23 protein-coding genes and 9 pseudogenes are annotated in these 26,248 nt (G+C 69.2%); 16 read left to right on the top strand and 16 right to left on the bottom strand.

From position 1 onward, the window contains the following. Positions 1-319: 319 nt before the first annotated feature. Both OG609_RS41995 and OG609_RS41990 read left to right on the top strand, forming a co-directional pair. Positions 320-949: a hypothetical protein gene (locus tag OG609_RS41995; protein WP_327277567.1), complete on the top strand. Its 630-nt coding sequence runs from the start codon at positions 320-322 to the stop codon at positions 947-949. Between the two features lie 872 nt (positions 950-1,821). Then, a complete protein-coding gene (locus OG609_RS41990; protein ID WP_327277566.1) occupies positions 1,822-2,268 on the top strand; it encodes a Crp/Fnr family transcriptional regulator in 447 nt (148 codons plus the stop codon). Positions 2,269-2,516: 248 nt separating this feature from the next. On the opposite strand, the gene OG609_RS41985 is transcribed toward OG609_RS41990, so the two are convergent. From OG609_RS41985 to OG609_RS41975, 3 genes are all read right to left on the bottom strand, one after another. Further along, positions 2,517-3,305 (bottom strand): hypothetical protein, encoded by a 789-nt coding sequence (locus OG609_RS41985; RefSeq protein WP_327277565.1) that lies wholly within the window; start codon positions 3,303-3,305, stop codon positions 2,517-2,519. A gap of 133 nt (positions 3,306-3,438) precedes the next feature. After that, on the bottom strand, positions 3,439-3,846 hold the full coding sequence (locus OG609_RS41980; protein WP_327277564.1) for a DUF2795 domain-containing protein: 408 nt from the start codon (positions 3,844-3,846) through the stop codon (positions 3,439-3,441). 42 nt (positions 3,847-3,888) lie between these two features. Beyond that, positions 3,889-4,296: a CBS domain-containing protein gene (locus OG609_RS41975; RefSeq protein WP_327277563.1), complete on the bottom strand. Its 408-nt coding sequence runs from the start codon at positions 4,294-4,296 to the stop codon at positions 3,889-3,891. A 1,708-nt stretch (positions 4,297-6,004) separates the two neighbouring features. Between OG609_RS41975 and OG609_RS41970 the strand changes: the two genes are divergently transcribed. Then, a complete protein-coding gene (locus OG609_RS41970) occupies positions 6,005-6,373 on the top strand; it encodes a hypothetical protein (RefSeq protein WP_327277562.1) in 369 nt (122 codons plus the stop codon). Between the two features lie 213 nt (positions 6,374-6,586). On the opposite strand, the gene OG609_RS41965 is transcribed toward OG609_RS41970, so the two are convergent. Continuing rightward, positions 6,587-7,042 (bottom strand): IS3 family transposase, encoded by a 456-nt coding sequence (locus OG609_RS41965; protein ID WP_327278365.1) that lies wholly within the window; start codon positions 7,040-7,042, stop codon positions 6,587-6,589. A gap of 5 nt (positions 7,043-7,047) precedes the next feature. Between OG609_RS41965 and OG609_RS41960 the strand changes: the two are divergent. After that, positions 7,048-7,200, top strand: a pseudogene (locus OG609_RS41960) (IS1380 family transposase); the annotation flags it as partial. A gap of 743 nt (positions 7,201-7,943) precedes the next feature. Next, positions 7,944-8,075 (top strand): hypothetical protein, encoded by a 132-nt coding sequence (locus OG609_RS41955; protein WP_382910148.1) that lies wholly within the window; start codon positions 7,944-7,946, stop codon positions 8,073-8,075. Positions 8,076-8,115: 40 nt separating this feature from the next. Here OG609_RS41955 and OG609_RS41950 read toward each other — a convergent pair whose 3' ends face one another. The 5 genes from OG609_RS41950 to OG609_RS41930 form a co-directional block, all read right to left on the bottom strand. Next, positions 8,116-9,063: an ABC transporter ATP-binding protein gene (locus OG609_RS41950; RefSeq protein WP_327277561.1), complete on the bottom strand. Its 948-nt coding sequence runs from the start codon at positions 9,061-9,063 to the stop codon at positions 8,116-8,118. Continuing rightward, on the bottom strand, positions 9,060-10,055 hold the full coding sequence (locus OG609_RS41945) for an ABC transporter ATP-binding protein (protein WP_327277560.1): 996 nt from the start codon (positions 10,053-10,055) through the stop codon (positions 9,060-9,062). Before OG609_RS41945 ends, OG609_RS41950 begins: the two co-directional genes overlap by 4 nt. Next, positions 10,052-10,918 (bottom strand): ABC transporter permease, encoded by an 867-nt coding sequence (locus OG609_RS41940; RefSeq protein ID WP_327277559.1) that lies wholly within the window; start codon positions 10,916-10,918, stop codon positions 10,052-10,054. The genes OG609_RS41945 and OG609_RS41940 overlap by 4 nt, the downstream gene beginning before the upstream one ends. Then, positions 10,905-11,675 (bottom strand): ABC transporter permease, encoded by a 771-nt coding sequence (locus OG609_RS41935; protein WP_327277558.1) that lies wholly within the window; start codon positions 11,673-11,675, stop codon positions 10,905-10,907. Before OG609_RS41935 ends, OG609_RS41940 begins: the two co-directional genes overlap by 14 nt. Before the next feature lie 184 nt (positions 11,676-11,859). Then, positions 11,860-13,416 carry an ABC transporter substrate-binding protein gene (locus OG609_RS41930; RefSeq protein ID WP_327277557.1) on the bottom strand — a complete coding sequence of 519 codons (1,557 nt, stop codon included), beginning with the start codon at positions 13,414-13,416 and terminating at the stop codon, positions 11,860-11,862. 248 nt (positions 13,417-13,664) lie between these two features. Between OG609_RS41930 and OG609_RS41925 the strand changes: the two genes are divergently transcribed. From OG609_RS41925 to OG609_RS41905, 5 genes and pseudogenes are all read left to right on the top strand, one after another. Next, positions 13,665-14,264 carry a TetR family transcriptional regulator gene (locus OG609_RS41925; RefSeq protein ID WP_327277556.1) on the top strand — a complete coding sequence of 200 codons (600 nt, stop codon included), beginning with the start codon at positions 13,665-13,667 and terminating at the stop codon, positions 14,262-14,264. 110 nt (positions 14,265-14,374) lie between these two features. Continuing rightward, positions 14,375-15,115, top strand: a complete 741-nt coding sequence (locus OG609_RS41920) for a tyrosine-protein phosphatase (protein ID WP_327277555.1) — start codon at positions 14,375-14,377, stop codon at positions 15,113-15,115. Further along, positions 15,109-16,893 carry a glycoside hydrolase family 3 protein gene (locus tag OG609_RS41915; protein WP_327277554.1) on the top strand — a complete coding sequence of 595 codons (1,785 nt, stop codon included), beginning with the start codon at positions 15,109-15,111 and terminating at the stop codon, positions 16,891-16,893. Before OG609_RS41920 ends, OG609_RS41915 begins: the two co-directional genes overlap by 7 nt. Before the next feature lie 454 nt (positions 16,894-17,347). Further along, a pseudogene (locus OG609_RS41910) lies at positions 17,348-17,833 on the top strand (class I SAM-dependent methyltransferase); the annotation flags it as partial. A gap of 3 nt (positions 17,834-17,836) precedes the next feature. After that, positions 17,837-18,113, top strand: a pseudogene (locus OG609_RS41905) (IS5 family transposase); the annotation flags it as partial. Here OG609_RS41905 and OG609_RS41900 read toward each other — a convergent pair. Then, complete coding sequence (locus OG609_RS41900; protein WP_327277553.1) at positions 18,070-18,276, bottom strand: hypothetical protein; 207 nt, start codon at positions 18,274-18,276, stop codon at positions 18,070-18,072. The pseudogene OG609_RS41905 and the gene OG609_RS41900 sit on opposite strands and share 44 nt — an antisense overlap. Before the next feature lie 122 nt (positions 18,277-18,398). On the opposite strand from OG609_RS41900, the gene OG609_RS41895 reads away from it, so the two are divergent. Beyond that, positions 18,399-19,298, top strand: coding sequence for an MBL fold metallo-hydrolase (locus OG609_RS41895; protein WP_327277552.1), 900 nt, complete (start codon positions 18,399-18,401; stop codon positions 19,296-19,298). A gap of 108 nt (positions 19,299-19,406) precedes the next feature. Here the strand turns inward: OG609_RS41895 and OG609_RS41890 are convergent. Together OG609_RS41890 and OG609_RS41885 are read right to left on the bottom strand one after the other, a co-directional pair. Beyond that, a pseudogene (locus tag OG609_RS41890) lies at positions 19,407-19,514 on the bottom strand (IS5/IS1182 family transposase); the annotation flags it as partial. Positions 19,515-19,782: 268 nt separating this feature from the next. After that, entirely contained in the window at positions 19,783-20,886 is a 1,104-nt protein-coding gene (locus tag OG609_RS41885) for a sulfite oxidase (RefSeq protein ID WP_327277551.1), read from the bottom strand. Positions 20,887-20,926: 40 nt separating this feature from the next. Here OG609_RS41885 and OG609_RS41880 point away from each other — a divergent pair. Both OG609_RS41880 and OG609_RS41875 read left to right on the top strand, forming a co-directional pair. Continuing rightward, positions 20,927-21,085, top strand: a pseudogene (locus OG609_RS41880) (leucine zipper domain-containing protein); the annotation flags it as partial. 47 nt (positions 21,086-21,132) lie between these two features. Beyond that, a pseudogene (locus OG609_RS41875) lies at positions 21,133-21,366 on the top strand (transposase); the annotation flags it as partial. Between the two features lie 24 nt (positions 21,367-21,390). On the opposite strand, the pseudogene OG609_RS46555 reads toward OG609_RS41875, so the two are convergent. Continuing rightward, positions 21,391-21,684: pseudogene (locus OG609_RS46555) on the bottom strand (integrase core domain-containing protein); the annotation flags it as partial. A gap of 31 nt (positions 21,685-21,715) precedes the next feature. After that, entirely contained in the window at positions 21,716-22,342 is a 627-nt protein-coding gene (locus OG609_RS41870; protein WP_327277550.1) for an isochorismatase family protein, read from the bottom strand. Between the two features lie 315 nt (positions 22,343-22,657). On the opposite strand from OG609_RS41870, the gene OG609_RS41865 reads away from it, so the two are divergent. Then, the gene (locus OG609_RS41865; RefSeq protein WP_327277549.1) at positions 22,658-22,792 is read left to right on the top strand and encodes a hypothetical protein; all 135 of its coding nucleotides are present in this window, start codon (positions 22,658-22,660) and stop codon (positions 22,790-22,792) included. 732 nt (positions 22,793-23,524) lie between these two features. Here OG609_RS41865 and OG609_RS41860 read toward each other — a convergent pair. Beyond that, positions 23,525-24,427, bottom strand: coding sequence for a LysR family transcriptional regulator (locus OG609_RS41860; RefSeq protein ID WP_327277548.1), 903 nt, complete (start codon positions 24,425-24,427; stop codon positions 23,525-23,527). 144 nt (positions 24,428-24,571) lie between these two features. Between OG609_RS41860 and OG609_RS41855 the strand changes: the two are divergent. Then, positions 24,572-24,819 (top strand): annotated as a pseudogene (locus OG609_RS41855) (IS5/IS1182 family transposase); the annotation flags it as partial. Between the two features lie 44 nt (positions 24,820-24,863). Beyond that, positions 24,864-25,688 carry a glutamate racemase gene (locus tag OG609_RS41850; protein WP_327278364.1) on the top strand — a complete coding sequence of 275 codons (825 nt, stop codon included), beginning with the start codon at positions 24,864-24,866 and terminating at the stop codon, positions 25,686-25,688. 317 nt (positions 25,689-26,005) lie between these two features. Here the strand turns inward: OG609_RS41850 and OG609_RS41845 are convergent. Then, positions 26,006-26,104, bottom strand: a pseudogene (locus tag OG609_RS41845) (IS5/IS1182 family transposase); the annotation flags it as partial. Positions 26,105-26,248: the final 144 nt, after the last annotated feature.

Here is a 26,248-nt window from a genome sequence, read left to right as displayed (position 1 = left end):
AGATCGGCCCAGCAACGGTGCGTGCGACAGTGACCACCAGTCAAGACGTGTGCACGTCAATACTCTCGGTTCGTTGTCCTGGATCCGCTTGAGCACGGACCGAGCTGGAACCTTGGCTGCACGTTCCCGTTCGCGGCGACGTACAAGTCGCCCGGATTCCCTGCCGCCAACAATGGCTTGAACCGGGCCAAGAACATCGGCTACGCCGGACTGGAGTGCGTGCGGACGGTTGGTGGCGAAGGGTGACGGCACCCGCGATCACCGTACAACGACACCACCTACGATGACCCGAAGTGGCCCGCGCTGCTCAATGAAGGACATGATGCGTGACGTTCTGCCTGCCTGGGCCGCCATCACTGACTGGCTGGCGGTGCACGCGCCCGCCTCGCACGCAACCTTGCGGCCGGGCGCGGCCGTGGCCGCCGTTCGTTCCGCCGAGGACGAGCTGGGGGTGGGCCTGCCCGCCGACCTGGTGACGCTGCTGATGATGTGCGACGGAACGGTCGACGCCTCAGCCCTGGATCGCGACCCTGACCAGTACGCCCCGGGTCTGTTCCTTGCCCAGCACCATCTGCTGCCGCTTGAGGCGATCGTGGCAGTCCGGAACAGCGGAGGGAATGCCGAGCAGTTCTGGGGTGCCTGGGTACCTTTCGCTGTCGCTGACTACTCCCTTGCCCCGTGGGGCGGCCTGGCAGTCGAGGCTGGAGGTCGCCTCGCCACCTTCAGCCAGGCCGACGGTGAGCCGCCGTCGGGACCGCTCACCTTCCCCGGGTACGGATGCCTCAGCGAGTTTCTGGACACCGTGGCTGAAGCCGTCACCCAAGGCACCGGCCCGCTGATGACCGAGGCCACTCCCGGGTTTCACCGGGGAGCGCTGGTGTGGGGGCCGTTGCCGGGTGACGGTGCTCCGTGGACGTCGGCACACCCGGAGAACGGCTCCACAGCCTGAAGGACGGCCTCCAGGTAAGCGGTGATGGACGGAAAGTGCAGGTCGGCTTTCCGTCCTGGGACCTGTCTACGCGTTCCGCCGCCGCTGGCGCGACCGGCCCCCCCTGGCGGTGCAGGCCGGGAAGCGGACCGGAGCACCGGGGAAGGGTGCCAACCCTGCACAGGGGTTGGGGCGCAACCGGACCACCGCCCGTAACCCGATCCTCACGCGGGGCGGGTGTGATCGCATACGGAGACACAGCGCACCACAGCAGGCCGAGCGCGGCATCCGAACGGCATGGCCTGCAGGCCAGGATTGCAGGGTTGTCGGACAGCACAAGACCTCCGCCCTCCGGCAGGAGAAGGGGGGCCGAAGGCAGTAACGCTACTCAGCCGTCGGATCACCGCTCGTTCCTGCCCGATGGCTGAAGAAGTCTCTCCTCGCCGGTCCCACCGTTCCCGATTGCTTGCCCGCGGCTCATAGCCGGCCCGCGCATCGGGGCCGTACACCCCCGACTTCCGCTATCAGCAGCGCAACGCCGGCCATCTGCTCGTCGTTCCACCCGATCACCTCCAGAAGCAGCCTGTTCAGCGAACCGCCTGTTCCGCGCGTTCATGGTCGGGGTTCGGGTCGTGGTCGCTTGGTCGGCGCGTCGCCACACCCGGTTCAAGTGGGGCGTCACGGTCCGGTCTGCCGCGTACTTCTGCCGTGGCGGGGAACAACTCCGATACGAGAGGTCGCCAGAACCTTGTGACCGCACGAGCCGACGCGCTCCGGGCATTTCCTCGTGTGTCGCCTCCCATGCAGTCGTGTACTGCAGCAGTGAGCGAATCCATTGGGCGACATGAGGATTCCGCCCTCCACACAGAGCCGCTCCTCGGAGGAGTACTCCGATGACCACCACACTCAAGATCACGTCTCTGCCGCCCGCACACCGTGACCATCTCCTGAGCCTTGCCGACAACGTCTTGTTCCCCGCGGCGCGGCGGCTTTTCGAGGAACACACCATCGCCGACCGCTTCTGGATCCTCAAGACCGGGGCGGTGACCCTCGATGCACAGCTTCCGCACCGTCGTCGCGCGGAGATTGAAACGCTGGTGCCGGGCGAGCTGGTCGGACTGTCCTGGCTCTTCCCGCCCTTCGAGTGGGAACTGGGCGCCGAGACATTGAGCCCCGTCCGCGCCTATGAATTCGACGCTCCCGAGGTCCGGGCGCTGTGTCAATCGGACCCCGAGTTCGGATTCGCCATCAGTCAATGGGTCGGCATGGTGCTCACCCGACGGCTGCATGCGACGCGCGGTCGGCTGCTCGATCTCTACGAAGCCGCCGCGCGGGCCTGAGCCTGCCCTTGAGAGTCAGGTCCGTTTCCAGATGGTCACTGCTCTCCTCCAGGCAATGAAGCACGGAAGACCGTCGCAGCTCACACGGACCTGCCGAGAGCTGGGCTGTGGGCGCGTCGGCTTCGTTCACTTCCAGGGGCAGCGTTTGTCTGCCGGTCTGGGCGGCAGTTGCGGATCTTGAGGCCCGTGATTGTTCACGAGAAATAGCAGCCCGGGCGACACGCAGTGCGCCTTGCCCACAGGTGACGTCATTGCCCGGCGTGCGACCGGTTGAGTCCGGTTCCGACCCTGGTCAGCATCTGGCCGAGGAGATGGAGGGCTCGCGCCAGTGCCGGCACTCCACGCGCGGTGCCCGTCCAGTAGGCGTCGGTGAACCTCTCCGTTTCCGCGAGGATCTGGTCGTCGTCCTGGGCGGCCAGCGCGAGGACGAAACGCACGTAGTCTCCGATGTCGGTGCCCGAGGGGTGCTGGTCTGCGAAGCCCCGCAGGCGCGGGGTCAGGGCGGGCAGAGTTCGGTCCGTCGGGAAGACCACAGCGAGGCCGCCCAAGGCCAGCCAGACCGCCGGGCATTCGGCCGGCCAGCGGGCCAGCAGGTCCGGCGTGCAGGACTGGACGGCGATCCGGGCCCGGGCCTCGCTGTCGGGATCGGCATGCCGGGGAGTGGCCGGCCAGCTCTCGGCGAGGTGTCGCTCGGCAACCGTGGCGGCGTTGAACAGCAAGTTCACCGCTTGGAACCGGTGTCGGGCGGGCACCCGGTCGTCGACGACCAGGGCCGCGAGCAGGGGGATGCCGTCGGCGGTGTCCGGCTGGCAAGTGTCCTGGTGGAGGATCTCGTTGCAGAAGTCGGCGAGGAAGCTCCGGTCGTTCCAGGACGGGTCGGCCTCGGAGCCGAACAGCATCGCCGCCTGTGGTGGCCTCCGGTCCGGCAGGCGGTCTGCGATGACGTCCCGGAAGAGCTGCCGGATCGGCGGACCGGGGATGATCGCGTCATGTGGCGGATCGTGCCGGATCGGCTCGGATGCGGCGTGCGTGTCCATCGCCAGCGCAGCCTACTGCAGCACCCCGGGCCGACGGCCCGTGGTGCTGGGCGACGGCTGGCGGGTCATGTTGCGCTGGGCGGCGTACGCTTGAGTGCTTCGTCCGTGCGCGACAGCACTGCCCCGACGAGGTTCAGACACGTGGCCGGTATCCCAGTGCCCTTGTGATCTCTCCAGCGTTCGCATACCGGTCGTCCATGGGAAGTTCTCGCACCGCGTCCATCAGCGCGTCCGGAGCGTACGCGTCGGAAAGAGTGCGCAAGAGGGACGCACGGTCCGCAGGGAAGACCGCGCGGCTCAGGCGACGCGCGAGTTCAGCTCTGAGTTCCTCGGCCTCGGCCTCGGCGCGCGCTCGCTCTCGTTCCGCACCTGGTGGGGGGACGGGACCGCCCGGGTCAACGCGCACGTCGTCGTCGGCGGGAGGCTCGGGGTCGTACGCCTCGTTTGCGCGGGTGGTGTGGCCGGACCGCAGGAGTCCCTGCAGTTCGTGCTTGCGCTGATCGTCCTCATGGGGGCTGAGACGGCTGCTTCCTCGGTCCATGGTGGGGACACCTCCTTGCCGGTCGGGTGTGCATCCGCCCGGTCAGTCCTTGGACAGCGCTTCAAGCAAGTCCCCGACGGCCGGGGTGGGCAAGGCGCGGGCGACGTCTGCCTGGGCAACCATGCCGACCAGGGTGTGGCCGTCGATGACGGGCAGCCGACGCACCTTGTGGGTACTCATCGTGCGCAGGACCTCCCATGCGTCGTCGTCGGCGCCGATCGTGATGGCTTTCCCCTGAGCCAGTTCACCGGCGGTGGTTGCCACGGGAACCTTGTCGGCCGCCAGAACCTTGGTCACGATGTCACGGTCGGTGAGCATTCCCTTCAGATGCTCGTCCTGACCACAGATGGGTAGGGCACCGACTCCCAGCTCCGCCATCCTGTGAGCCGCGAGCAGGACAGAATCGTTTGCGCCGCGCGAGCGACTGGTCGCGCAGACGGCAGTCACCATTCCACCCAACTGTGCGACCCGTACGGCCAAGTCCACCCCGCTTCCCGTTCCCAGGTCCAGCACAGCCGCCCGTGGTTCCAGGTTCCCCTCTGAAGACTCCGGTCGCCTCTTGAGACCACCGCCAGCGCTCATGGCCGGCCGGGCACTCCCGGTCCTGACCACTGAAGAAGTCGCAGGGCGGCGTGAGGGGTTCGGCTCGATCACTGTCGATTCCCTCCCGGGGCAGGTTGCGGCTGTTCCGCGCTGAGCTGAGCGGCTGTTCGTATTCGATGAGTGACCGCTTCGGCGCGGGCGGTACGTGGGCAGACACCCGAGAATGCAGATATGCGCTATGCCACTCCGGAATGCCACCGCGGATATCCTTGATCACAAGCCGGACGCGCCTGCCTGAAAGCTCCTTCCCAGCGTTCATCCAAAAGTTCGGTGGCGCACAACGCAAGGACGAGAGCGATGACCACAAAACCCTCCCCTGAAGGTCCGGGACCCGTCCCCAGCCAGCCGGATCCAGTGCCACACGACCCGCAATCGCCGTCCGTGCCAGGTCCCTGCGAACCCGAGCCCCGGCCGGACGCGGAGCCATCCCCAGCGCCAGGTCCGGGATCCCGCCCCGTCCCCGAGCCACCCGACTGATCAGAGATCTCCTGCCTGCGGCCGTGGGGGCTCGCATAAAAATTCGCGCATTCGGTAGAACGCGGACCTAGATGATCACGCTCAGTCATCACTGGAGGGGTCGTCGCCGCGTGGAGAACGAACTGGCGGGTTACAGAAACCCTGCCGCGTTGCGGAGGGATGCCGCTCTCAAAGCACGTCCGCAACGAGGCTCCGGCTCGGCCGGCCATGACGACATACATGCCCGTGGCTCCCCGCACCAGCGGGCCGGACCCCACGCGCCGACATGTGACCGGGGACCCGGCCGCCCTCTGCCGCATGACCGCTCATCAAGTACGGCAGATATCCATCGAAACCCAAACGAACGCGTCTGTCCAGCGGCGATGACCTGGACTTCGCAGCAGTTACTCCGGAGGCTGCGGACTCCGCCGAGGCCCGGGACAGCGGCTGCAGCAGAAGGTCGTAGCAGAGATCCGATGGGACACGTTCGAGGCAGAGCTTGCAAGGAGATCAAACCCAGCATCCCGCGGCCGAGCAGCTCAGTGCCAGCCTCTTCCGATGAGTCTGTCGCCTCGCCGACGATGCGATCAATGCCCGGAACCAAGAGACCACCGGACTACAAAAGATTCCGAACCCACCGACGCGAGACGCCCCGTCCCGGACAAGTCCGCGACGAGAGGACTCCATCGTCGGCAGGGCACTGCGGTGAAGAATCTGCGGGAGTGTGATGACTGAGGTCGGTTCCACGGCCGCACGGGCCCGTGCGGCCGTGGCCGGCCTTCGTGTCCTGGCCGGCCCTGCGGACGACGGGATTGGAGCCGTCGGATATGCCTGAGGTGGGATCTGCTGCCCCGGAGGAGTCGGAGGCTGAAGAAAGCCCTCGATGCCCGATCGATGTGTCATGACCGTGCATGACTGAGCCCGGCAACGCACCCCGGATGCCTACGGGCTCAGTCTTCAGTAATCGGCATCGGGTGACTGTCTCAGCACGTCGTGCTGAGGAAAATCTGACGGCACGGTGCAGACCTGGAACGGGTCTGAAGATCGCCACGCACCAAACCACGCCAACCTCGCAGCACCACAAAGAGAGGGAGAGTACATGGCGCGGGTGGTAATCGAGGGCACCGATATCGTCGTTGGCCTGTCCTGGCGGGAGAAGGCAGCGGCACGCCACCGCGATGTGCGGGTTCCGGTGTCGGCGCTGCGCCGGCTCCATGTCGAGCCCGACTGGTGGCGTGCGCTTCGCGGTGGGTGCGGTCGGGGCACCTGGATTCCCGGACGGCTGTGCGCGGGTATCCGGCATCTCCGGGAGGGACAGGACTTCGCGTTGGTACGGGCCGGCAGGCCGGTGCTGTGTGTGGAACTGCGTCGGGGTGCACCGTTCAGCCGGCTGGCGATCTCCGTCCCCGACCCCGAGGAGACGATGCGAGCTCTGCTGCCGCTGGTCCCACGGGATCGGCTGGGATGAAGGTGAGCGGGTGAACGCGTTCCTGTTCACTACCGCACGGTTGGAGGCGTTCTGCTCAGTGGCCGTCGAGGCCCAGGCCCACGGGCATGGCCGACGTGGCGACAGCAGCCGGCGTCGGCAAGGGACCGGTTCGAGTCGCGCTTCGTACAGCGTACGCATCAGCGTGATCGCCGAAGGCGCAGAGCGCTGTCGACGGGGCCCGCCACCCCGCCGCTACAGCGGGTACGCGCTCTTCGCTACCTCGTCCTGTGCTGGCTCGACCTCACGGGTGGCGAGCGCGTACTCCAGCGTGGTCAGCACCAGGTCGGCGTCCGCGCGGGCGGAGGTCTCCCGCGCAACGACGCGGCGGGAGAACGCATCGCGGATCACCGAGAGCCACAGCGGGCCCTCGGTGGTGGGGATCATCGTCAGGTCGGTGACCCGCAGCCGGTTCGGTGGATCGGCGGTGAAGTCGCGCTCGACCAGGTCCGGGGCGAGCGTGGCCTTGGGATCCCGGCGCGTGAAGCCCTTGCGGCGCGGGCTGATGCCCGCGAGACCGTCCTCTCGCATCAGGCGCTCGACCCGCTTACGCCCGACGTGGACTCCCTCGCGCTTGAGTACGGCGTGCACCCGCGGCAAGCCGTAGATCCCGCCGGAATCGGCGTGGATTTCGCGGATCTTCTCCGTCAGTTCGGCCCCGTCACCTGCGGCTGCGACTGTTCTCCGCCGCCGCCCACCTCGTCACCACCGGACGCCGCCGCATCCTCCGGTTCACCCGCCACCGGCCCTGGACCGACGTGATCACCACCGCGATCCAGCGACTCGTCGCCCTCCCGAACCCCGGCTGACCAGCACCAACGGCCTTGTCCTACGAGTCAACCCCATCCCGGATCCGTGAAATCCGGCGCCCTCCCGACGCGACAGCCGGGCCCTCGGACAAGACTTGGACGAGGTAGCCGATCACCGTGGTCTGCCACTGCGTCTTCCACGTTCTCTTGGCCTGCCCGGGGTCAGGTTCATCACCGGCATGACGAGTCCGGGATTCGGACGCTCACCGTGAGTCACTCTCCCGGGCCGCGAGCGTCGTCCGTCGGGGGGTCACATGTCTTGATGTCAGTGGTCCTGGGGACTGCTGCGCTCCGGCTCCTCCAGGTATTCGGGGCAGTCGGGGTTGTGGCAGGGGCCCGGGCCCCGCACGGGCACGAAGACTCCGAGAGTCTTGTGCCGTCTCATGATCGTGGGGGCCACGGGGTGCTTGCAAACTGGGCACACAAGCAGCCCCTGGGGACCGGTCTCATGCTCAACTTTGCTCATTCTTTAACAGTAGGCCGTGTGATCGGAGAAGGAGACGGGCCACGTGCCGCTCATCGTGCGGCCTTGATCTGTGCGCCGGTCGGGGCGGGTCCTCCGGCTGCTGGTCCTGCTCAGCAAGTTTGCACCGTCGAGTCCGGGGTTCCCGGTCGCGACGTCTGACAGGGAGGGTGCATCGGTGCGCCGACTGGTGGTCGACGACCCACCCCCTGGGCGAGCCGTCGGCCACCCGAAGGGTCCCTCAACCGGCACCGCCAAGGTGACGCGCGGCGGCTCGCACATGTGCCACGCGTCCTGCTGCAACCGCTACCGCGTAGCCGCCCACGCGGCCAACTCTCCTGACAGCACGAGCGGCCACACCGGCTTCCGCTGCGTCAGGACGTGTGAGCGCACCGGCTGCCCGTATCGGTGACGGCCATATCGAAGGGGCGAGCCCACCGCTCGCGCGCTGCTCAGGAGATCAACGGCCGGTGGCACGCGGCTGTGCGGCCCGGGGCGACCTCGCGCATCGCGGGTGTCTCTGCTGAGCAGCGGGCGTCGGCGAGTGGGCAGCGGGTTCGGAAGCGGCAGCCGGAGGGCGGGGCCAACGGGGACGGCGGGTCGGCGGGGAGTAGGCCGGTGTCGCCGAGGGGGCGGCCGGGTTCGGGGACGGCGGCGAGCAAGGCGGCGGTGTAGGGGTGGGCGGGGGCGGCGAGCACCTCCTCCGTTGGGCCCTGTTCACAGAGCCGGCCGAGCTGTAGCACGGCGACGTCGTCGCTGACCGCCCGCACCACGCCGAGGTCGTGCGAGATGAACAGGCTTGCCAGGCCGCGTTCCTCGGTGAGTCGGCGGAGCAGGTTGAGCACGGTGGCCTGGGCGGAGACGTCCAGTGCGGAGACCGCTTCGTCGGCGATCAGTACGCGGGGTTCGGCGGCGAGCGCCCGGGCGATGGCGACCCGCTGGGCCTGGCCGCCGGAGAGCTGGCCGGGGCGGCGGTCGCCGAACAGAGCGGGCGGGAGGCCCACCGCATCCAGCTGTCGTGCCACGACGGCCGTGCGGTCGCGCGCCGGATCCGGGTGGGCGTCAAGCGGTTCGGCAACCAGGTCGCTGACCCTGCGGCGTGGGTTGAGCGAGGAGAGCGGGTCCTGGAAGACCATCTGCATTCGGGGACGCAGCGCGCGCAGGGCGCGGGGCGTGAGGGTGGCGAGGTCGGTGCCGTTGAGAGTGACGGTGCCGGCAGTGGGCGGGGGCAGCCGGAGCATGGCCTTGGCAATGCTGCTCTTGCCTGAGCCGGACTCACCGACCAGGGCGAGGGTGCGGCGCTCGTGCAGGGTCAGGTCGACCTCGCTGACGGCGTGCAGGGGCCCGGATCGGGTGCGGTGGACCACGGAGAGTCCGGTGGCGTGCAGGACGGCGGTCATGCGGCGTTCTCCGACATGGTCAGGGGGAAGTGGCAGCTGGCTGTGTGCCCGGGACCGGCCAGGTGGACGGCGGCCGCCGCCGTGGCGCAGACGGCCTGGGCGCGCTCGCAGCGCGGCGCGAACGGGCAGCCCGCGGCTGGGTGGGAGAGGTCCGGTGGCGAGCCGGGGATGGCCGGCAGAGTGCGCCTCAGCGGTCCGGTGACGCGAGGAACGGAGCGCAGCAGCGCGGCGGTGTACGGGTGGGCGGGGCGTTCGGTGACCACCTCGGTAGGGCCGGTCTCGACGATCCGGCCGCCGTACATGACCGCGATCCGCCGGGCCCGGCCGTAAAGCAGGCCGATGTCGTGGGTGATCAGCAGGGTGGCCAGGCCGCGGGTCTCACGGTGGCGGTCGAGCAGGTCGAGGACGGTGCGCTGGACGGTGACGTCGAGGGCGGTGGTGGGTTCGTCGGCGAGCAGCAGGGCGGGGGAACCGGCCAGGGCTGCGGCGATGCCGGCGCGCTGGCGCAGACCGCCGGAGAGCTCATGCGGGTAGGCGCGGGCCCGCCGGGCCGGGTCGGGGACGTCGACGGCTGCGAGGAGTTCGGTGGCGGTATCGCGGCGGGCGCGGCGTGAGAGCCGGCGCCGGTTGGTGATCGATTCGGTGATCTGGTCGGCGATCCGGATGACGGGGTTGAGCGAGGTCATCGGGTCCTGGTGGACCATCGCGACGCCAGTGCCGAGGAGTTCGGCGCGTCGGTCGGGAGTGGCGGCGAGCAGCTCCTCGCCCTGGAACAGAACCTGCCCAGTGGTGGCGACCCGGGTGGTGCGGGGGTGGACGCCGAGGACGGTGCGGGCGAGGACGGACTTGCCTGAGCCGGACTCGCCAACCACGCCGAGGCATTCGCCGGCGTCGATGGTGAGGTCGATGCCGTGCAGGATGTGCAACGACCGGCCGTCGGGGGTGTCCAGGGTGGTGTCGAGCGAGCGGACGTCCAGCACTGGGGTGGTCATGCGCGTACTCCCTTCGCTGCGGGCGAACGCAGCTGTTCGCCGAGGTAGTTGAGGGCGAGGACGGTGAGGCAGAGCACGGCGGCTGGGGCGAGTGAGATCCAGGGCGCGCTGCCGAGAGTGGTACGGCCCTCGGCAATGACGCCGCCCCAGGACGGTTCCGGCGGGCGCAGCCCGAAGCCGAGGAAGCTGAGCGATCCCTCGGCGACGATGGCGACCGTGGTTGCGGTGAAGGCGAAGGTGAGTGAGGCCGGTGCGACGTGCGGGACGATCTCGCGGCGCATCATGCGCAGCGGGGCGGTGCCGATCATGCGGGCGGCCTGCACGAATCCACGCTCGCTGAGCGCGAGAACGACCGCCCGGACCACGCGGGTGAAGTGCGGGACGGTGAACAGGCCGATCAGTGCGCCGATCACGGGCAGGCTGGGGCCACGCAGGGACACCACGATCATCACCAGGATCAGCGTGGGTACGGACATCAGCAGGTCGGTGGCGAAGCCGATGGCCTTGTCGACCGGGCCGCGGAACCAGCCGGCGGCGAGGCCGAGTGCGCCGCCCCCGATGAGGCCGACGGCGATGGTCAGCGCGGCGACCGCGAAGGAGGCACGGGCGCCGGCGACGGTGCGCTGGAGGACGTCGCGGCCGGAGGCGTCGGTGCCCAGCCAGTGGCCCGGGCCGGGCGGGGCGGAGGGTGCGGTGAAATCTCCGTGCAGCGGGTCGAATCCTGGCAACAGCGGCAGCAGCAGCGCGGCGAGTGCGACCACGCCGAGCCAGGCGCCTGCAGCGAGGACGCCCGCCGGGGGCCGCCGCCGGGCCGGACGGGCGGTGCTGGCGGTCTTCGCCGGGGTGGTGTCAGCGGTGGTCATGGGCGATCCTCGGGTCGAGCTTGCGGTACAGCAGGTCCACCGCGAGGGTGGCGGCAACGACGGCGGCGGCGCTGACCACCGTGACGGCCTGGATGACGGGGAAGTCGCGGGCGTTGATGGAGCCCGCGGCGAGGCTTCCGACACCCGGTACCCCGAACAGCGTCTCCACCAGCACCGAGCCGCCGAGCGACGTCCCGATGCCGATCCCGATCAGAGTGACCAACGGCAGCGAGGACGGCCGAAGTGCGCGCCGCAGCAGCAGCCGCGTGGTGCCCATGCCGCGGCTGCGGGCGGCGGCGACGTACGTCTGGTCGAGGGTGTCGAGCAGTTGGCCGCGCAGGGTGCGGGTGAAGACAGCGGCCTCGGTGAGGCCGAGGGTGAGCGCGGGCAGCACCAGGTGCCTCAGGTTTTCCGCCGGGTCCTCGGTGAACGGCGTCCAGCCGGTGGCGGGCAGGATCCGCAGCTGCACGGCGGCGATCCAGATCAGCAACAGGCCGAGCACGAAGCCGGGTACGGCGAGCCAGACGAACGCCCCCGCGGTGGCGATCCGGTCCACCGGGCCGCCGGGCCGCCAGGCCGAGAGCAGGGCCACCGGCAGGGCCAGGCAGAGCGCCACCAGCTGGGCGGCGACGAAGAGTTCGAGCGTGACCGGGATCCGGTCGGCCAGCTCGGTGGTGACCGGGGCGCCGGTGCTCAGCGAGTGCCCGAGGTTGCCGTGCAGGGCGTCGCCGAGCCAGCGCCAGGTGGCGGCGAGCACGTTCTCGTCCAGCCCCAGCTTCGCCTCGTACGCGGTGATCTGCTCGGGGTGGCGGTGGGCCCGAGCGCGGCGAGCGCAGGGGATCCGGGCATCAGGTGCGGAAGGGCGAGCGCGGCGAGGGTGACCAGCAGCAGGACGGCGGCCGCGCGGCCGAGCCGCCCGGCGGCGCCGAGAGTCCCAGACGTCACTTCTTCACCCACAGGCCGGCCGGGGAGACGTTGACGACGGTCCGCCTGGACAGGTCGGGCAGTCCGCCGACCTCGGCGGAGGCGAGGAAACCGGCCGGATTCTCGGCGAGGAAGAGCATCGGGGCATCCGCGACGATCGCCTTGGCGGCCTCGTTGTAGTCGGCGCCGCGCTTGGCGGCATCCAGCTCGGCGCGTCCGGTCGTGATCGCCTGCTCGGTCTCCGGCTTGCTGTAGCCGGTGAAGTTGTAGGGCGAGTTGGTGGTGAAGAGGCTGTTCAGCGCGGAGTCGGTGTCGCCGAACATGCTCGTGACGAAATCCATCACCTGGAACTTGCGCTGAAACATCGCGGTGCCCAGGCCTGCGGCGTCCATTGGCTTGATGGTCATCTTCACCCCGACCTCCGCGAACATCTGCTGGAGCACGGTGGCTCGCTGCTGGGCCTCGGGGCGGTTGTCGACCAGGTAGTCGAAGGACAGGTCCGGGTGGCCGGCCTCTGCGAGCAGGGCGCGGGCCTTCGCCGGGTCGTGGGCCGGGTAAGTGTTCGCGGCATGGTACGGGGAGCGGGAACCGATCGGGCCGTCGGAGACCGTTCCCTGGCCGAGGAAGACGACCTTCTCCACGGCCTCGCGGTCGACGGCGTACTGGAGAGCCTGGCGCACACGGGGGTCGTCGAAGGGTGCGGCCTTGGTGTTGAACAGGACGGTGGAGGTGGAGCCGGGCCCGGTGGCGGTGCGCAGGCCGTCGCCGGCGGCCTGCTTGAACTGGGCGGGGGTCTCGGTCCAGATCAGGTTGGCATCGCCGGAGCGCAGGGACTGGTAGCGGCTGTCGGAGTCCGGCAGCACCTGGTAGACGATCTTGTCGGCGTGACCCTTGGCCCCCCAGTAGGCGGGGTTGCGCGCCACGGTGACCGAGACGCCCGGCTGGACGCTCTCCACGGTGTACGGGCCGGATCCGACCGCCGCTCCCTCGCCGTTGGGGGTCTCCGAGATGTAGCCGAGCGAGCGGGTGAAGAGGCCGGGGAAGGCGGCGTTGGGCGCCTTGAGGGTGAAGTCGACGGTGAAGGGGCCGTTGGCCTTCATCGCGCCGATGGTCGCCGCGTCGGCGGCGCAGGAGCACTTGCTCTCCGGCTTGGCAAGACGCTTCACGTGGTCGACGACCGCTTGGGCGTCCAGCGGCTTCCCGTCGCTGAACTTCACGCCCTCGCGCAGCTGAAGGGTCCAGCCGGTGGCGTCCGCGTTGGGGGTGAACGACTTGGCGAGGTAAGGCTGCACGACGCCGTTGTCGCCGTTGACCATCAGCGGGTCGTACAGCGCGTTGGCCAGGACCATCATCGGCATCGAGGTCAGTGTGCCGTCGGCCGGGTCGAGCTTGGTGAACGGCCGGTCCAGACCGACCTTGAGGGTTCCGCCGTCGACCGCCGGGCCGTCGGCCGCGGCGGCCTTGACGGGGCCTCCGCCGGACACCGCGTCGTCGGATGCCGTGCAGGCTCCGGCGGTCAGGGTGATGGCGAGCGCGCAGGTCGTCGCTGCCAGAACGTGCTTGTGCCGCTTCATGGTTCCTCTGGTTCCTCGGATCGCAGGGGCGGACGGCAGCACGGGGGCTGCCGACGCCCACACCATTTCGGAACTGGCAGTACTGCCAAAAGGCAGTCATGCAAACTTCCTGTGACCGGCCGCCGAAGACTTGGCGCGCGCCTTGAGCGGGCCTCGCCGGGCATGGTTCGGTACTGCTCGTGGCGGCGTACGACCCACCGTCACGACAACCGCCCGGCGACGGGCACACGACAAGGAGCGGCAGACCGATGCAGGAGACGGGCCCCGTGGCGGAGCTGGGAATGCGCGACCGTAAGAAGGCACGCACCCGCGAGACCATCCGCACGGCGGCGTTGGACCTCTTCGAGGAGCACGGCTTCGAACGCACCACGGTCGACCAGATCTGCCGCCGGGCCGACGTCGCCCACCGCACCTTCTTCCGCTATTACGCCACCAAAGAGGCCCTGCTCTTCGGCTACGACTTCGGTCAGGTCATCCTCGGCGCCTTCGCCGAGGCACCCGCCGATCTGGGTCTTTGGGATGCGTTCGGCCACGCCGTGACCATCACCGACGGCCGCCTGGAGGAGCCCGCCGATCACACCACCCGCCGCCGTCGGCTGCGTCGCCACTTCCTGGAGGTCCGCTCCGTCCGCGACTACGCCCTGATCCTGATCGACGACTTCGGACAGCAGGCTGCGGCCATCGCCGGTGAGCGAATCGGCGTCGACCCGCACACGGACCTGCGCCCCCTGGCGCTCGGCGCGATGCTCACCGGAATGATCCGGCGCCACGTGATGGTCGACTCCGAGGCCGCACTGCCGACCGACTGGAGCGAGGCGTACCGGGAAGTCCTGCGCTCCGGCCAGTGACCGGCCCGGGCCGCTGCCGGGGGCCTGCGTAGCCGTTCACCTTCTCTCGCACCGCCCGCTCGTACTACCCCCTTCTCTCACACGTCCAGATTCTCCCGAAAGGCCCCTTTATGTCCCTGGTCAATTTCCGCGACCCCATCCTCGGCGCCGATCCCGAGGGCAAGCGGATCCGTCCGGGCGTGCTCTACCGTTCCGCCCAGCCCTTCCCCCACGCCGACCACACCACGCTCACCCTGCTGGGCGACCACGGCATCCGCACCGTCGTCGACCTGCGGGGCATCGCCGAGTGCGAGCCCGCCGACTGGGCCGCCGCCGAGGCCGCGGGGATCACAGTCATAGCCGCCCGGATGGATCCCGCCACCGACACCATCATGGCGGCCATGCGGACCATGACCACCGCCGTAGACCTCGGCGCCTTCTACCTTCTGCTGGCCGAGCAGTCGCCCGATGCCGTCACCGCCGCGGTCGAAGCCGCCGCGCGCCCCGGCGGTGTCCTGCTGCACTGCGCCGCCGGCAAGGACCGCACCGGCCTGGTCACCGCACTGCTGCTCGGCCTGCTCGGCGTGCCCGCCGAGGCGATCGTCGCCGACTACGCCCGCACCGGCGAGGCCTTGCCGCAGATCTTCGCCAACCTTGCCGAGCGTCACCCCGCCGCTCTCAACGACCGCGCCGCCCGCGGCGCGGCCCCCGCTCCGCTGCTGGCGGCTCCCGCCGAGGCGATGACCGTCTTCCTCGACCTCATTCGTACCCGTCACGGCGGCTCCGCCGCCTTCCTCACCGCCTGCGGGACCACCGCAGACACCCTGGCCGCCTTCCGCTCCAAGACCTCCAAGGAGGCCATCGCATGCTGACGCTGCGCCACCACGACGGCACACCGTTCCGCGACCTCAACCACAACGGCACCATGGAGCCCTACGAGGACCCCCGACTGCCGGTCGAGGAACGTGTCGAGGACCTGGTGAGCCGGATGACCCTCGCCGAGAAGGCCGCCCTGATGTGCCACGGGCGGATGCTCGCCGGGAACGCCCGTCCGGCCCTGCCCGGTGCCACGGTCCCGTCCGGCGCCGAACTGATCACCGAACGGGGCCTCACCTCCTTCGCCATGATGGCCGTCCCTGACGCCCGCACGATGGCCGAGTGGAACAACCACGTCCAGGACCTCGCCGCAGCCGAACGCCTCGGCATCCCCGTCACCCTCTCCTCCGACCCCCGGCACGGCTTCACCGCCAACCCCGCCACCGCGCACATCGGCGGCGGCTTCAGCGCGGGCCCCGAGCCGATCGGCCTCGCGGCGACCGACGACCCCGCGCTGGTCGAGGAGTACGCCGCCCTGATCGGCAGGGAACTGCGCGCCGTCGGGATTCGGGTCGCCATCCACCCGATGGCCGACCTCGCCACCGAACCGCGATGGGCCCGTATCAGCGGCACTTTCGGCGAGGACGCCGACCGCGCGTGCCGGATGATCGCCGCCTACATCCGAGGACTCCAGGGGGAGCGGATCGGGCCGGACAGCATCGCCTGCATGACCAAGCACTTCCCCGGCGGCGGCCCCCAGGCACGTGGCGAAGACTCGCACTTCGCCGCCGGCCGCCGACTCGTCTACCCCGGCGGCTCGTTCGAGCACCACCTGCGCCCCTTCGAGGCTGCCTTCGAGGCCGGCACGGCGCAGATCATGCCCGCGTACGCGATCCCCTCGGGGACGGGCCTGTCCGAGGTCGGCGCCAACTTCAACCGGGACGTCATCACCGGCCTGCTGCGCGGCCGGTACGGCTTCGACGGGGTCGTCTGCACCGACTTCAACGCCATCACCGGCAATGACATCCCCGGCATCACCACCCTGCCGCCGCGCCACTGGGGCGTCGAGGAGCTGTCGGTGGCCGAGCAGGTTGTGCTGACCCTGGACGCAGGTGCCGACCAGCTCGGCGGCGAGACCGACCCCGAACTGATCCTTACCGCCGTCCGCTCCGGCGCGGTCGGCGAGGCACGGGTCGACGAGTCCGCCCGCCGCATTCTGCGCGACAAGTTCCGCCTCGGCCTCTTCGACGACCCGTACGTCGACCCGGACGCTGCCACCGAACGAGTCGGCGCTCCGGCCGGCGTCGAACTCGGCCGCCGGGTCCAGCAGCGGTCGCTGGTCCACCTCGCCGGGCAGCCGGTCGCCGGGCAGCGGCTGTACACAGAGGGAATCGATCCGGCCGTCGCCGCCCGCTACGGCACCGTCGTGGAGCGGGCCGAGGACGCGGACGCCGCCATCGTCCGGATCGCCGCACCGTACGAGAAGCGGGATGGCTTCATGGAGCAGTTCTTCCACAGCGGCTCCCTGGAATTCCCACATGAGGAGTCCGAGCGTCTGCGCTCCCTCGCCGCCACCGTGCCCACCTGCTTCGCCGTCCACCTCGACCGCCCCGCCGTCCTTACCCCGCTCGCAGACCACGCCGCCCTCCTCATCGGCGAGTTCGGCGCCGACGACGACCTCGTACTCGACGCGGCCCTCGGGAAGGCGGCGACACCCGGATCCCTCCCGTTCGACCTCCCCTCCTCCATGGCCGCCGTCGAGGCCGCCCGCGAGGACGTACCCTTCGACACCCACGCCCCGTTGTTCCGCTGCGGCCACCCGACAGACCGGTGAGCCACGCCCCCGCTGCGGGTGGCACCGCCTCGCGCCACCCACAGCGGGGCTGGGCTTTCCATCCCGCTGTCGGCCGCGAGGCCGACCGACCGCGCGATTCCGCCCTGCCAGAGACACGTCGTACCAGCCCAACCCACCGGACTCATCGGGCCCTCGCACGCCCGGGGCCCACCAGCTCCGGCTCGCCAGAGCAGCAGATCTCGCCTGACGCACCATCAGGAACGGTTGCCCTGGTCACGGCTGTCGCGGCGACCGGCGGGGGCGTCCGCGGCCCCACGCCGACATGCGCCTTCGCCGCCCGGCTCCGAAGCCCCCGGGCAACTTCCCCGAGGACCGAGAGCCCCGGACGCAGATCGTGCTGAAGGTGCCAGACGCAGACACGTTCCGTCCCGATCCTGCCGTCGAGGTGGTCACGCCGTTCGAGGACACCCATTACGGGACCAAGGAAATGACCGTCCGCCTGGTCAAACTCGGCTACGGCATCCCCGACTGGCTGCACCTGGTGCCGGTCGGCTTCGAAGCAAGCGAAGACTGGCTGAAGCAGCTGTCCGCTGCCGGCTTCGATTCCAGCCGACCGGCGGTCATCGTCTCCACCGGCGTCGCCATGTACCTCACCAAAGACGCCACCGCGGCCACCCTGCGCCAGATCACCGGGCTCGCACCCGGCTCGACGCTCGCCATGACCTCTCTGCTGCCGACCGAACTCCTCGACGACGCCGATCGCCCCGGCCTCCGGACGAGCAAGGAAGGCGCGCAAGCATCCGGAACGCCGTTCATCAGCTTCTACACCCCGCCCGAGATGCTGGCACTGGCCCGCGAAGCCGGCTTCGAAAACGTCCGACATCTGTCGGGAGATTCGCTTGCCGAGCGCTACTTCGCCAATCGCACCGACGGCCTCCGCCCGTCAAGCGCAGAGGACCTGCTGCTGGCCACCACCTGAAGCGGCTACCGCCAGCACCTCGTCGAACATGCCGCCCCCCCTCGGCATCGACACGGAAATCACCCAACGCAACCCCGGAACCAGGGACTTCACCCCCATCCCGAAGCGATGGGCAGACAAGTGAACCTACGGATGGCCGATGCTCCACCGCCGCCTGGTCCGCGACTACGAAACCCTGCCCACCCGATCCGAAGCCGTGATCCACCTCGCCATGACCGACCTCATGACCCGCCGCCTCACCGGCGAAGCCACCGTGATTCGGCGTCCAGGTCCACGCTGACGGCCTTGCCGCTGCTGCCGAGCCCGATGACCGGCGCGGACTCCGGGCCTGTCATCACCAGCTCCCGCACGGACGCATCCGTGAACAGGACCTTCTTCCGGGAGCGGCGGGTCTTCTTCACCAGCACGTTCGGCTTGCGCCCGGCCGGATGCCTCGAGAACACACTCCGGGTCCAACCCGGTGTCGCACGTCGCTGACCGGCTGTATCGTGCCGCATCCCGGTCCCTCCGAAGTGCGGTCATGTGATCGATAGCGCCTGCGTCATCCGGCGCGCAGACTGGAGACGTGGACACCATCACGCTTGGAAACGTGGAGATCACCCGCGTGGTTGAGCTACCCACCAGAGGCAGCGACCGCGACTACATTTTCCCCGACGTGCCCGTGGAGCACTGGCAGGCGCACGAGAATTGGCTCGCCCCCACCTTCCTGGACCTGGCCGCCGACGAGGTCCGCACCATGATGCAGACCTGGCTGATCCGCAGCGAGGGCCGAACAATCCTGATCGACACCGGAATCGGCAACGGCCGAGAACGCCCGGCCATGCCATCTTTCCACCATCTGAACACCGACTACCTCGGTGAGCTGGCCGCGGCAGGCGTCCGCCCGCAGGACGTGGACACGGTGATCTGCACCCATGTCCACGGCGACCACGTCGGCTGGAACACCCACCTGACGGACAACGGAGAGTGGCGGCCGACCTTCCCCAACGCCCAGTACGTGATCTCGCGTGCCGACTTCGACTACTGGAACCCGGCCAATGGACACCGGACCCGCTCCGGCCCCCAGATGGCCAACGTCTTCGAGGACAGCATCGCCCCCGTGCACCAGGCCGGGCAGACCGTGCTGTGGAAGGGTGACCACTACGACATCGACGCCCAGCTCCGTATCGAGCCCGCCCCCGGCCATACGCCCGGCTCCTCCGTCGTATGGCTGCGGTCGGGCACGGACTGGGCGGTGTTCGCCGGGGATCTGCTGCACAGCCCACTGCAGATCGTGGAGCCGGACGACTGCCCCTGCTTCGACGAGGACGAGCCCCGCGCACGGGACAGCCGGCGCCGCGTGCTGGGGCAGGCCGCGGACCGCGGAGCCCTGCTGTTCCCCGCGCATTTCCCCGGGCCGGGCGCAGCCGAAGTGCGGCGCGTAGGCAACCGGTTCGCGGTGAAGGAGTGGGCAGCATGGCGATGAGGGTGTGCGGCCACGCCCGGCCGTGCAGGAAGGCGCGGAAGAGGAACTCCGCGTCGTCGTACGGGTGGTAGCCGTACGAGGCGGATCTCCCACCACATAGACCGTGTCCTATGTGGTGAGCCGGAGAAGTCGCTTGCAGCAGCACAGTGCTGCGGCGAGGCCGAGAAAGGCCAGGTAGTCGCGCGGTTGGCGTTCGTAGCGGTGGTTGAGACCTCGTGCCGGCAGGGACAGCCGCTGGCCACGGCCCAGTCCCGCAGAAGCGAAAGCGGCCGCAACGGGGATGTCAGAGGCCCGACCACGCCAAGCGCCCGCGGTGTCCTGCACGAATTCCCGGGCGTCAGCTTGATGAGGGCAACCAATGTCGAATAGCTGGTGCACCCGTAGATGCAACCTCTGGTGCAACAGATGGTGCCGCCATTCGGGCAGCGGTGAGGTGTCCAGCGGTCTGTGTCAATTGCTGAATCGTTCGACCGAAGTGTCCGGGTCAGGGACGGCATGTGACGTGCAGGCGAGCCGCGGCGTTGTTGGCGTACCCCCTGGGGTTCCAGACGGTGGCCGGGGACTCAGGCTGCACAGCCGCCGTGGAGTCCCAGGCGCGCGCGATGAGCTCGGCCTCGCCCGGGGGCAGGGTAAGCGTGGCGCGCCAGTGCTGCCACGTCCAGGGGTTCTCCGGCGGGTCCAGGTCGGCGTGGGCCCAGGTGACGCCGTGGTCGGCGGAGACATCCACGCGTTTCACGGTTCTATCGTCCCCGGCGAAGGCGAAGCCGGCGACCTCGGTCGGCCCGGACGGCAGCTGGGCGTCCTTGCCGGGCTGCAGGATGGCGCAGTGGATGGCGATCGGGCCGAGGGTGATGCCGTCTGCCTGCTTGGCCTGGTGAGGGTCGGCTTCGGCGGGCAGGATGCTGTATTCGATCTGGAAGTAGTTGTCGGACGGTTCGGCCTGAACGGTAATGCGCTTGAGCCACTTGACGCTGCGGGCGCCGATCCACCCGGGGACGACCACGCGCAGCGGCGCGCCGTGCGCGGTGGGCAGTGCCTGATCGTTCATGGCCCAGGCCAGCAGCACCTCGCTGGAGGTTGCCTTCGCCACCGGTATCGAGCCGCCGAAGGGCTGCGGTGGCTCGGCCTGCTGTGACACGTCAGCACCGGTGAAGGCGATGTGGGCCGCCTCCGGCTGCACTCCGGCCTCGGCCAGCACATCCGCCAGGCTTACCCCGCTCCAGCACGCGGTGGATATGGCTCCGGGGCCCCAGGAGACCTGGCCGGGTATGTCGCGGACCTCGATGAGGTCCGCGCGGCGGTTGCCCGCGCATTGCAGTGTTGCCACCAGCCTCCGCTCGGGGAAGCGGCGCCGTAGTTCGTCCATCGACAGCTCAAGTGGGCGATCGACCAGACCGTCCACTCGCAGCCGCCAGCGCTCCGGGTCTATGCGGGGGATCGGCGCGTGGTTGCGGCCGTAGAAGCTGTCCAGGGGGGTGATCTGACTTGCGAGGGCGCCGGGCAGCGACTCGGCGTTGTACGGCTCGGCCTGGTGTACGAGTACATTATTCCATTTGCCCCATATGACCATATAGCTACTGTTCATCATGTCTGGTGCTTACGCCAAGCCGACCACGAGGAGCGCAGGCTTCCAGGTCTCGCCCACCACAGCTCAGCGGTGGGCGGGCCGCTACCGCGAACCGGGCGAGGCCGGGATGGCCGACCGCTCCTCACGCCCGCACCACAGCCCGGGCCGAACGCCGACCCGTACCGAGCGGCAGATCACCAAGGTCCGCGTCCCGCGCCGCTGCCCCTGCTCGAACGCGCCCGCACCGAGTAGGCCACAAGCCAATGGAGAGCACGCTACGGGGCCGGAGCCGGCATCGGAGGGACCATCCACCAGGCCGTAGCGATCAGCGGCATGCGCCGCACTCGATATCGCGGCCTCCGCAAGACCCATCTCGCACACGTACTCACAGCCGCCGCCGTCAACCTGATCCGGCTTGACGCTTGGTGGAACGAAACCACGCTCGCCCGCACCCGAACGTCCCGCCTCGCAGCCCTCGCTCTCGCAGCCTGCGCGAATTGAGCAACAGGGTCTCTCGATGAAGTCGAGGATCGCGGTGCGGGCCAGTGCCCGGCTCGGCCAGGGTTTCGTGCCGAGCGGTTCCCGTTTGATCGTCGCGAAGAAGGACTCGGCGAGGGCGTTGTCCCAGCACTGTCCGGTGCGGCCGACTGAGAGACGGACTGCGAACTCGTCGGCCAGGACGGCGAATTGTTTGCTGGTGTACTGCCCAGACTCAATGGGCCCGGGTCCAAGGACGTCGACGTCGATGCCGACGGCTTCGTCTCCGCGCGGAGGCAGTCGCAGCCGCCGCGCCTCCGGCGCGGGAAGGCGCCGGGGCATGGCCGCCGACGACCGGTCGGCCGGTGGGCCTCTATGCCTGGTAGGCCGCGGAGATCTGGTCGACCAGGACGGCGAACGGCATGTCGAGGGCGGCATAGAGGTCACCAGCCTCGGGGAGCGCGTTGTCGGCCAGGGCCTCGACCATGCAGGTGGCGTAGTCGCTGACGATGACGCCCGCCTGCTGCATGCGCAGCAGTCCGGCCTCCCGCTTGGCCTGGCTGAAGGTGCCGGAAGCGTCCACGGCGACGTACGCGTCGTACCCGGCGGCCGTCGCGGAGATCGCGGGCAGTGCCGCGCACACCTCCAGGGACACCCCGGCCAAGATCAGCTTCTGTCGCCCTGTGGCCTCGATGGCTTCGCGGACCCGGTCGTCATGCCAGGCGTTGACCGTACTGCGGTCAATGATCTTTTGTTCGCCGGGCAGCGCCTGGACCAGCTCGGGGATGGTCGGCCCCCACATGCTGTCGGCCGCGGTGGTGGTGGCGACCAGCGGGATGCCCAGCACGGTCGCCGCCCGTGCCAGCGCCACCACGTTGTGCTTCAGCTCGCCGACCGGGATGTCCCGCACGCCGGACAGAAGGCCCACCTGGTGGTCGACCAGCACCACGGCGGCGTTCTCCCGAGTGATCGACTCAAGGAACTTGCTGCGCTCGCTCATCTTCCGCTCCTTTGGGGGTTGAGCCACAGCGCCATTGGCCATCAAACTCGATAGTCAATTTTGATGACAACTTGAAGCTATAACCCGGAGGATTGCCCCGCGAGCGGGTTCCAGCGGGCGGACCGCTCCCCGATCCGCGCCCCATGGCGGCTCCCGTCCGAAGCCATGGTTCGCCTCCCGCCCGCATGACCGCCTGCGGCCGCGGTTGCCGTCCGTGGGCCATATGGGTCGTGGAGTGCCGCCGTTCGATGGATGCGGCGGTCGGGTCGTGCACGACACCGCGCACCAGAAGACATCTGCCGTGCGGGTCATGTGATGCGTCACGACCCCGGCACCGACCCTGATCCCTACATCGCCGGAACCCTGCTGGCAGTACGCCGAGTGAACGAGACGGTGGGTGTGCGCCGGGGCCTCGACTCCCTGCTGTTCGGCGATCAGGACCAGCGCTGAGCTCGGGCGGCCGCGTGGTCGAGACCCGGGCCGCGGCCATCCACAACCGGCGCTTGGGCCGGGGCGGCAGGTCGTTGGCCGCAGCGGCCTGCCCGGCTTCGGCGAGGAGAGCGAGGCGATCGACTGGGACTCGCCCGCGTTCTTGCCGGTCTTGATGGTGAGCCTCTTCGCAATGTCCCGAACGGGGACGCCCCTGTCCTTCAGCGCGACGGCGAAGGTGAGCATGTCGTCGTCGATGGCCTTCGGCCGTCCGCCGTGGTTGCCCTTGGCGGCGGCGATGACTTGGCTTTCGAGGGGTCTTCTCCCGCATGTGGTTGCGCTCGATCTGCCCGGTGACGGCGAGCACGGCGAAGAACATGGCCGCCCATCCCGTTGGGGTCGTAGATGCTCGGCGGCGAGTGCCGGGCCCTGCTTCCACGCGCGGCCGGGGCCGCGGTCGGCGGGCACCACTGCGAGTTCCTCGCGCAGTGCGGGCACGAGGAGGAAGCGCGGGGTGTGGCACTTCGCGGCGGTCTTCCCGCCCCTCGTGCGACAGGCGCTGCCGGCGGGCGCGTCATAGTTCGGGCAGTCGTGACGTTCTACCGCCAACGCGGCCTGATCTGGCGTCAATTCCGCGGTGGCAGTCTCTCAGAAGTGCCTCGCACAACATGCATGTTTTGAGGGGCCTTTTACGAGCAGCGACCTGCGGCAATCGCTCACGTTCCGGAGCACTCGCAGAACTCTCACAGATGGTCATTTCTTCCAGCTCGGGGACTTGTGCTCCTCGCGGTAGAGGTCGATGGCGAGGGCGACTGCCGCGTGGGTCGCGGGGTGGGGGTCCGGGCGGCGCCAGATGAGGTGGACGGGGACGGGGGCGGCGTTGCGCAGGGGGCGGTAGACGATGCCGTCGCGGCGGTACTGGGCGGCGGTGGCCTGGGGGGTGAGGCCGACACAGCGGCTGGTGGCGATGGCGGCGAGCCAGTCGTCGATGTCGTGGGTGTAGATGACGGCGGGCCGCCCGTCCTCGGGCCACAGGTCCAGAGCGGTGGTGCCGGTGCGGCGGTCGATGACGAGGGTGCGGGTGGGGATCTCGTCCAGGCGGATGCTGCGCCGGCGGGCCCAGGGGTCGTCGGAGGCGAGCGCGACGACGCGGTGTTCGTGGCCCACCAGGGCGTGCGACCAGGGCTTCAGGTCAAGTGGGGCGCGGACGACAGCCAGGTCGCACATTCCTTCGGCCAGCCCGCCGGTGGGGGAGTTGTGGCGGACGAGCCGGAGCTCGACCTCGGGGTGGCTCTCGTGCCAGCGGCGCTGGAATTCGGTGGTGTGGCGACCGAAGGCGGACCAGGCATGGCCGATGTGGAGCCGGGCGTGGCCGGCGGTCGCTTCCGCGACGAGATCATCGGCACCGGCGAGCAGGATGCGTGCGCGTGCGAGGACCCGCACGCCTGCGGACGTGGGCGCGACCGTGCGGCTGGTGCGGTGCAGCAGCCGCACTCCGAGGATTTGTTCCAGGGCGTGCAGGTTGCGGGAGACGGCGGCCTGGGAAATGCCCAGCTCAAGGCCCGCGTCGGTGAAGCTGCCGGTGTCGATGATGGCGACCAGGCAGCGCAGGTGCTTCAACTCCAGGTCCGCGGGGCTTCGTCGTCGCTCATCCATACGTCCAGCGTATCAATGGACCGGTGAATGCATCTTGCGTATCGCTGCGACGGCTCCACTGTGGAAGGCATGGTGCTGAAGACTTCTCATGACGGCGCCGGACGTACTTCCGGCGCCACCCACGGCGGTGGTACCGCCCGCACCCTGCTCCACGAACGCGGCCTGCACGGCCGCATCGCGCACAAGGGCGAGAAGGCACCCGTTCAGGCAAGTCAGAGGTGGCACGTCGAACGCACCCACGCCTGGCAGAATGCCTTCCATCGCCTCGCCCGCTGCTACGAGCGCCGGGCCACCGTCATCGACGTCTTCTTCGACCTCACACCGTGCGTAGCCTGATGCGCCGAGCGTGGACCACTCACCGCTGGGAGGACCGCCCCCACCGCCGCCTGTGACGGACCGCCATCTGCGCCAGTGGTCGGCTGGTAGCTTGACTTCCATGATGGTGGCATTGATCGACTCAGGGCTTGGCCTCCTCTCCACCACAGGATGGCTTCGGCACCTCGCCCCGGAACTCGATCTGCTTCTGTTTCTGGACCCCGACGGCGCCCCCTGGGGATCGAGAACTGCCTCCTTCGTCACGGACCGTCTGTTCAGTGCCGCCCAATTGGCCGTCCAGCGAGGTGCGGAGGCCATCGTGGTCCCCTGCAACACCGCCACCGTCACCGCGATCGACGCTCTGCGTGAGAGTTTTGAACCCCGTGTGCCTGTGATCGGAACCGTGCCCGCCGTGAAGTCGGCCGCAGCGGCCGGCCAAGGCATCGCCGTGTGGGCAACCGTCCGGACCACGGCGAGTGACTACCAGGATCGCCTGATCGCGGACTTCGCGAACGGCCGGCCTGTCGCGCGTGTCGCATGCCCCGGTCTGGCCGAGGCTATCGACCACGGAGACATGGCCGCAGCAGCAGAAGCGATCGCCGACGCGGCCGAGCGGACCCCCCAGAATTGCGACTCCGTGGTGCTGGGATGCACGCACTACCCCCTGGTGGCACCAGAGATTCTGCAGAGCCTGCCCACCGGAACCACCCTGTACGACAGCGCGGAGGCAGTCGCCCGCCAAGCACTTCGGCGATTGGACCGAACCACGGAATCGCACAGCACCACGGGCTCCATCGACGTGGTACTCAGCGGGCGCCGCGGAAATCTCCCAGCAGGCGCCCACGCCTACCCGGTGGGTCGCGCCCTTGCCGCTGCAGCGCGGGTGCCCCGCGACATTCTCATCTCCGCCGCGACTCGCGCCTCGATGAACGCTCCGGCAATCTGAGAAAGCCCCGGAACCTTTACAGCTTGCCGGCCAGGCGTGCAGCCACTCCGTTTCGCGGTAGAACCCGGGAAATCACAGAGCATGACAACTATGTGATCGCCCAGGATCTGTGTCTGCCTAGCGCTGGGCTCCCCACCGCGCCTATCTGCGCGACCTCTTATTTTCATCGGTCAGCGTTGCCCGCAAGCACGGTGCCAGACACGGAAACGCCGCCCAAGCTCTGCTGATCGAGTGCATCACCACCGGCCGTGGCGACGGAAAGGCCCCAGTGAGCGCCGAGCTCGCAGTCGCCAGTGCTCCCACAGACCGCACCCCGAGTTGTGGCAGCCCAGGGAGTAGGTATCCACGTGCTCGGGCAGCAGGGCTGCGCATTGGTTCCACAAGGGTTCGAGCAGGCATGGTGGCAGGACAGGCAGGAGCCCTCCGGTGATCACTGAGCGTAGAAAACTCCATGATCGCCCCGGCTCGTGCCTGCTCCGCATCCGGGGAGCCAGTCCGACTACCAGTGCACGCCTACTGCCAGGCGCTCTTAAACGGTCGGACCGACTTGCCAGTGCTGT

This window comes from Streptomyces sp. NBC_01224, from assembly GCF_036002945.1.
Classification (GTDB): Bacteria; Actinomycetota; Actinomycetes; order Streptomycetales; family Streptomycetaceae; genus Streptomyces.
This window is presented reverse-complemented; position numbering and strand designations above follow the sequence as displayed.

Bases quoted from the DNA above. Each gene is read 5' to 3' on its own strand.
- OG609_RS41955 (WP_382910148.1), top strand. From the start codon at position 7,944: ATGTGCCACGCGTCCTGCTGCAACCGCTACCGCGTAGCCGCCCACGCG.
- OG609_RS41915 (WP_327277554.1), top strand. From the start codon at position 15,109: ATGCTGACGCTGCGCCACCACGACGGCACACCGTTCCGCGACCTCAAC.
- OG609_RS41995 (WP_327277567.1), top strand. From the start codon at position 320: ATGATGCGTGACGTTCTGCCTGCCTGGGCCGCCATCACTGACTGGCTG.
- OG609_RS41975 (WP_327277563.1), bottom strand. From the start codon at position 4,296: ATGGTGACTGCCGTCTGCGCGACCAGTCGCTCGCGCGGCGCAAACGAT.
- OG609_RS41985 (WP_327277565.1), bottom strand. From the start codon at position 3,305: ATGGACACGCACGCCGCATCCGAGCCGATCCGGCACGATCCGCCACAT.
- OG609_RS41980 (WP_327277564.1), bottom strand. From the start codon at position 3,846: ATGGACCGAGGAAGCAGCCGTCTCAGCCCCCATGAGGACGATCAGCGC.
- OG609_RS41860 (WP_327277548.1), bottom strand. From the start codon at position 24,427: ATGGATGAGCGACGACGAAGCCCCGCGGACCTGGAGTTGAAGCACCTG.
- OG609_RS41850 (WP_327278364.1), top strand. From the start codon at position 24,864: ATGATGGTGGCATTGATCGACTCAGGGCTTGGCCTCCTCTCCACCACA.
- OG609_RS41925 (WP_327277556.1), top strand. From the start codon at position 13,665: ATGCAGGAGACGGGCCCCGTGGCGGAGCTGGGAATGCGCGACCGTAAG.
- OG609_RS41950 (WP_327277561.1), bottom strand. From the start codon at position 9,063: ATGACCGCCGTCCTGCACGCCACCGGACTCTCCGTGGTCCACCGCACC.
- OG609_RS41885 (WP_327277551.1), bottom strand. From the start codon at position 20,886: ATGATGAACAGTAGCTATATGGTCATATGGGGCAAATGGAATAATGTA.
- OG609_RS41930 (WP_327277557.1), bottom strand. From the start codon at position 13,416: ATGAAGCGGCACAAGCACGTTCTGGCAGCGACGACCTGCGCGCTCGCC.
- OG609_RS41865 (WP_327277549.1), top strand. From the start codon at position 22,658: ATGCGTCACGACCCCGGCACCGACCCTGATCCCTACATCGCCGGAACC.
- OG609_RS41990 (WP_327277566.1), top strand. From the start codon at position 1,822: ATGACCACCACACTCAAGATCACGTCTCTGCCGCCCGCACACCGTGAC.
- OG609_RS41940 (WP_327277559.1), bottom strand. From the start codon at position 10,918: ATGACCACCGCTGACACCACCCCGGCGAAGACCGCCAGCACCGCCCGT.
- OG609_RS41970 (WP_327277562.1), top strand. From the start codon at position 6,005: ATGGCGCGGGTGGTAATCGAGGGCACCGATATCGTCGTTGGCCTGTCC.
- OG609_RS41920 (WP_327277555.1), top strand. From the start codon at position 14,375: ATGTCCCTGGTCAATTTCCGCGACCCCATCCTCGGCGCCGATCCCGAG.
- OG609_RS41870 (WP_327277550.1), bottom strand. From the start codon at position 22,342: ATGAGCGAGCGCAGCAAGTTCCTTGAGTCGATCACTCGGGAGAACGCC.
- OG609_RS41945 (WP_327277560.1), bottom strand. From the start codon at position 10,055: ATGACCACCCCAGTGCTGGACGTCCGCTCGCTCGACACCACCCTGGAC.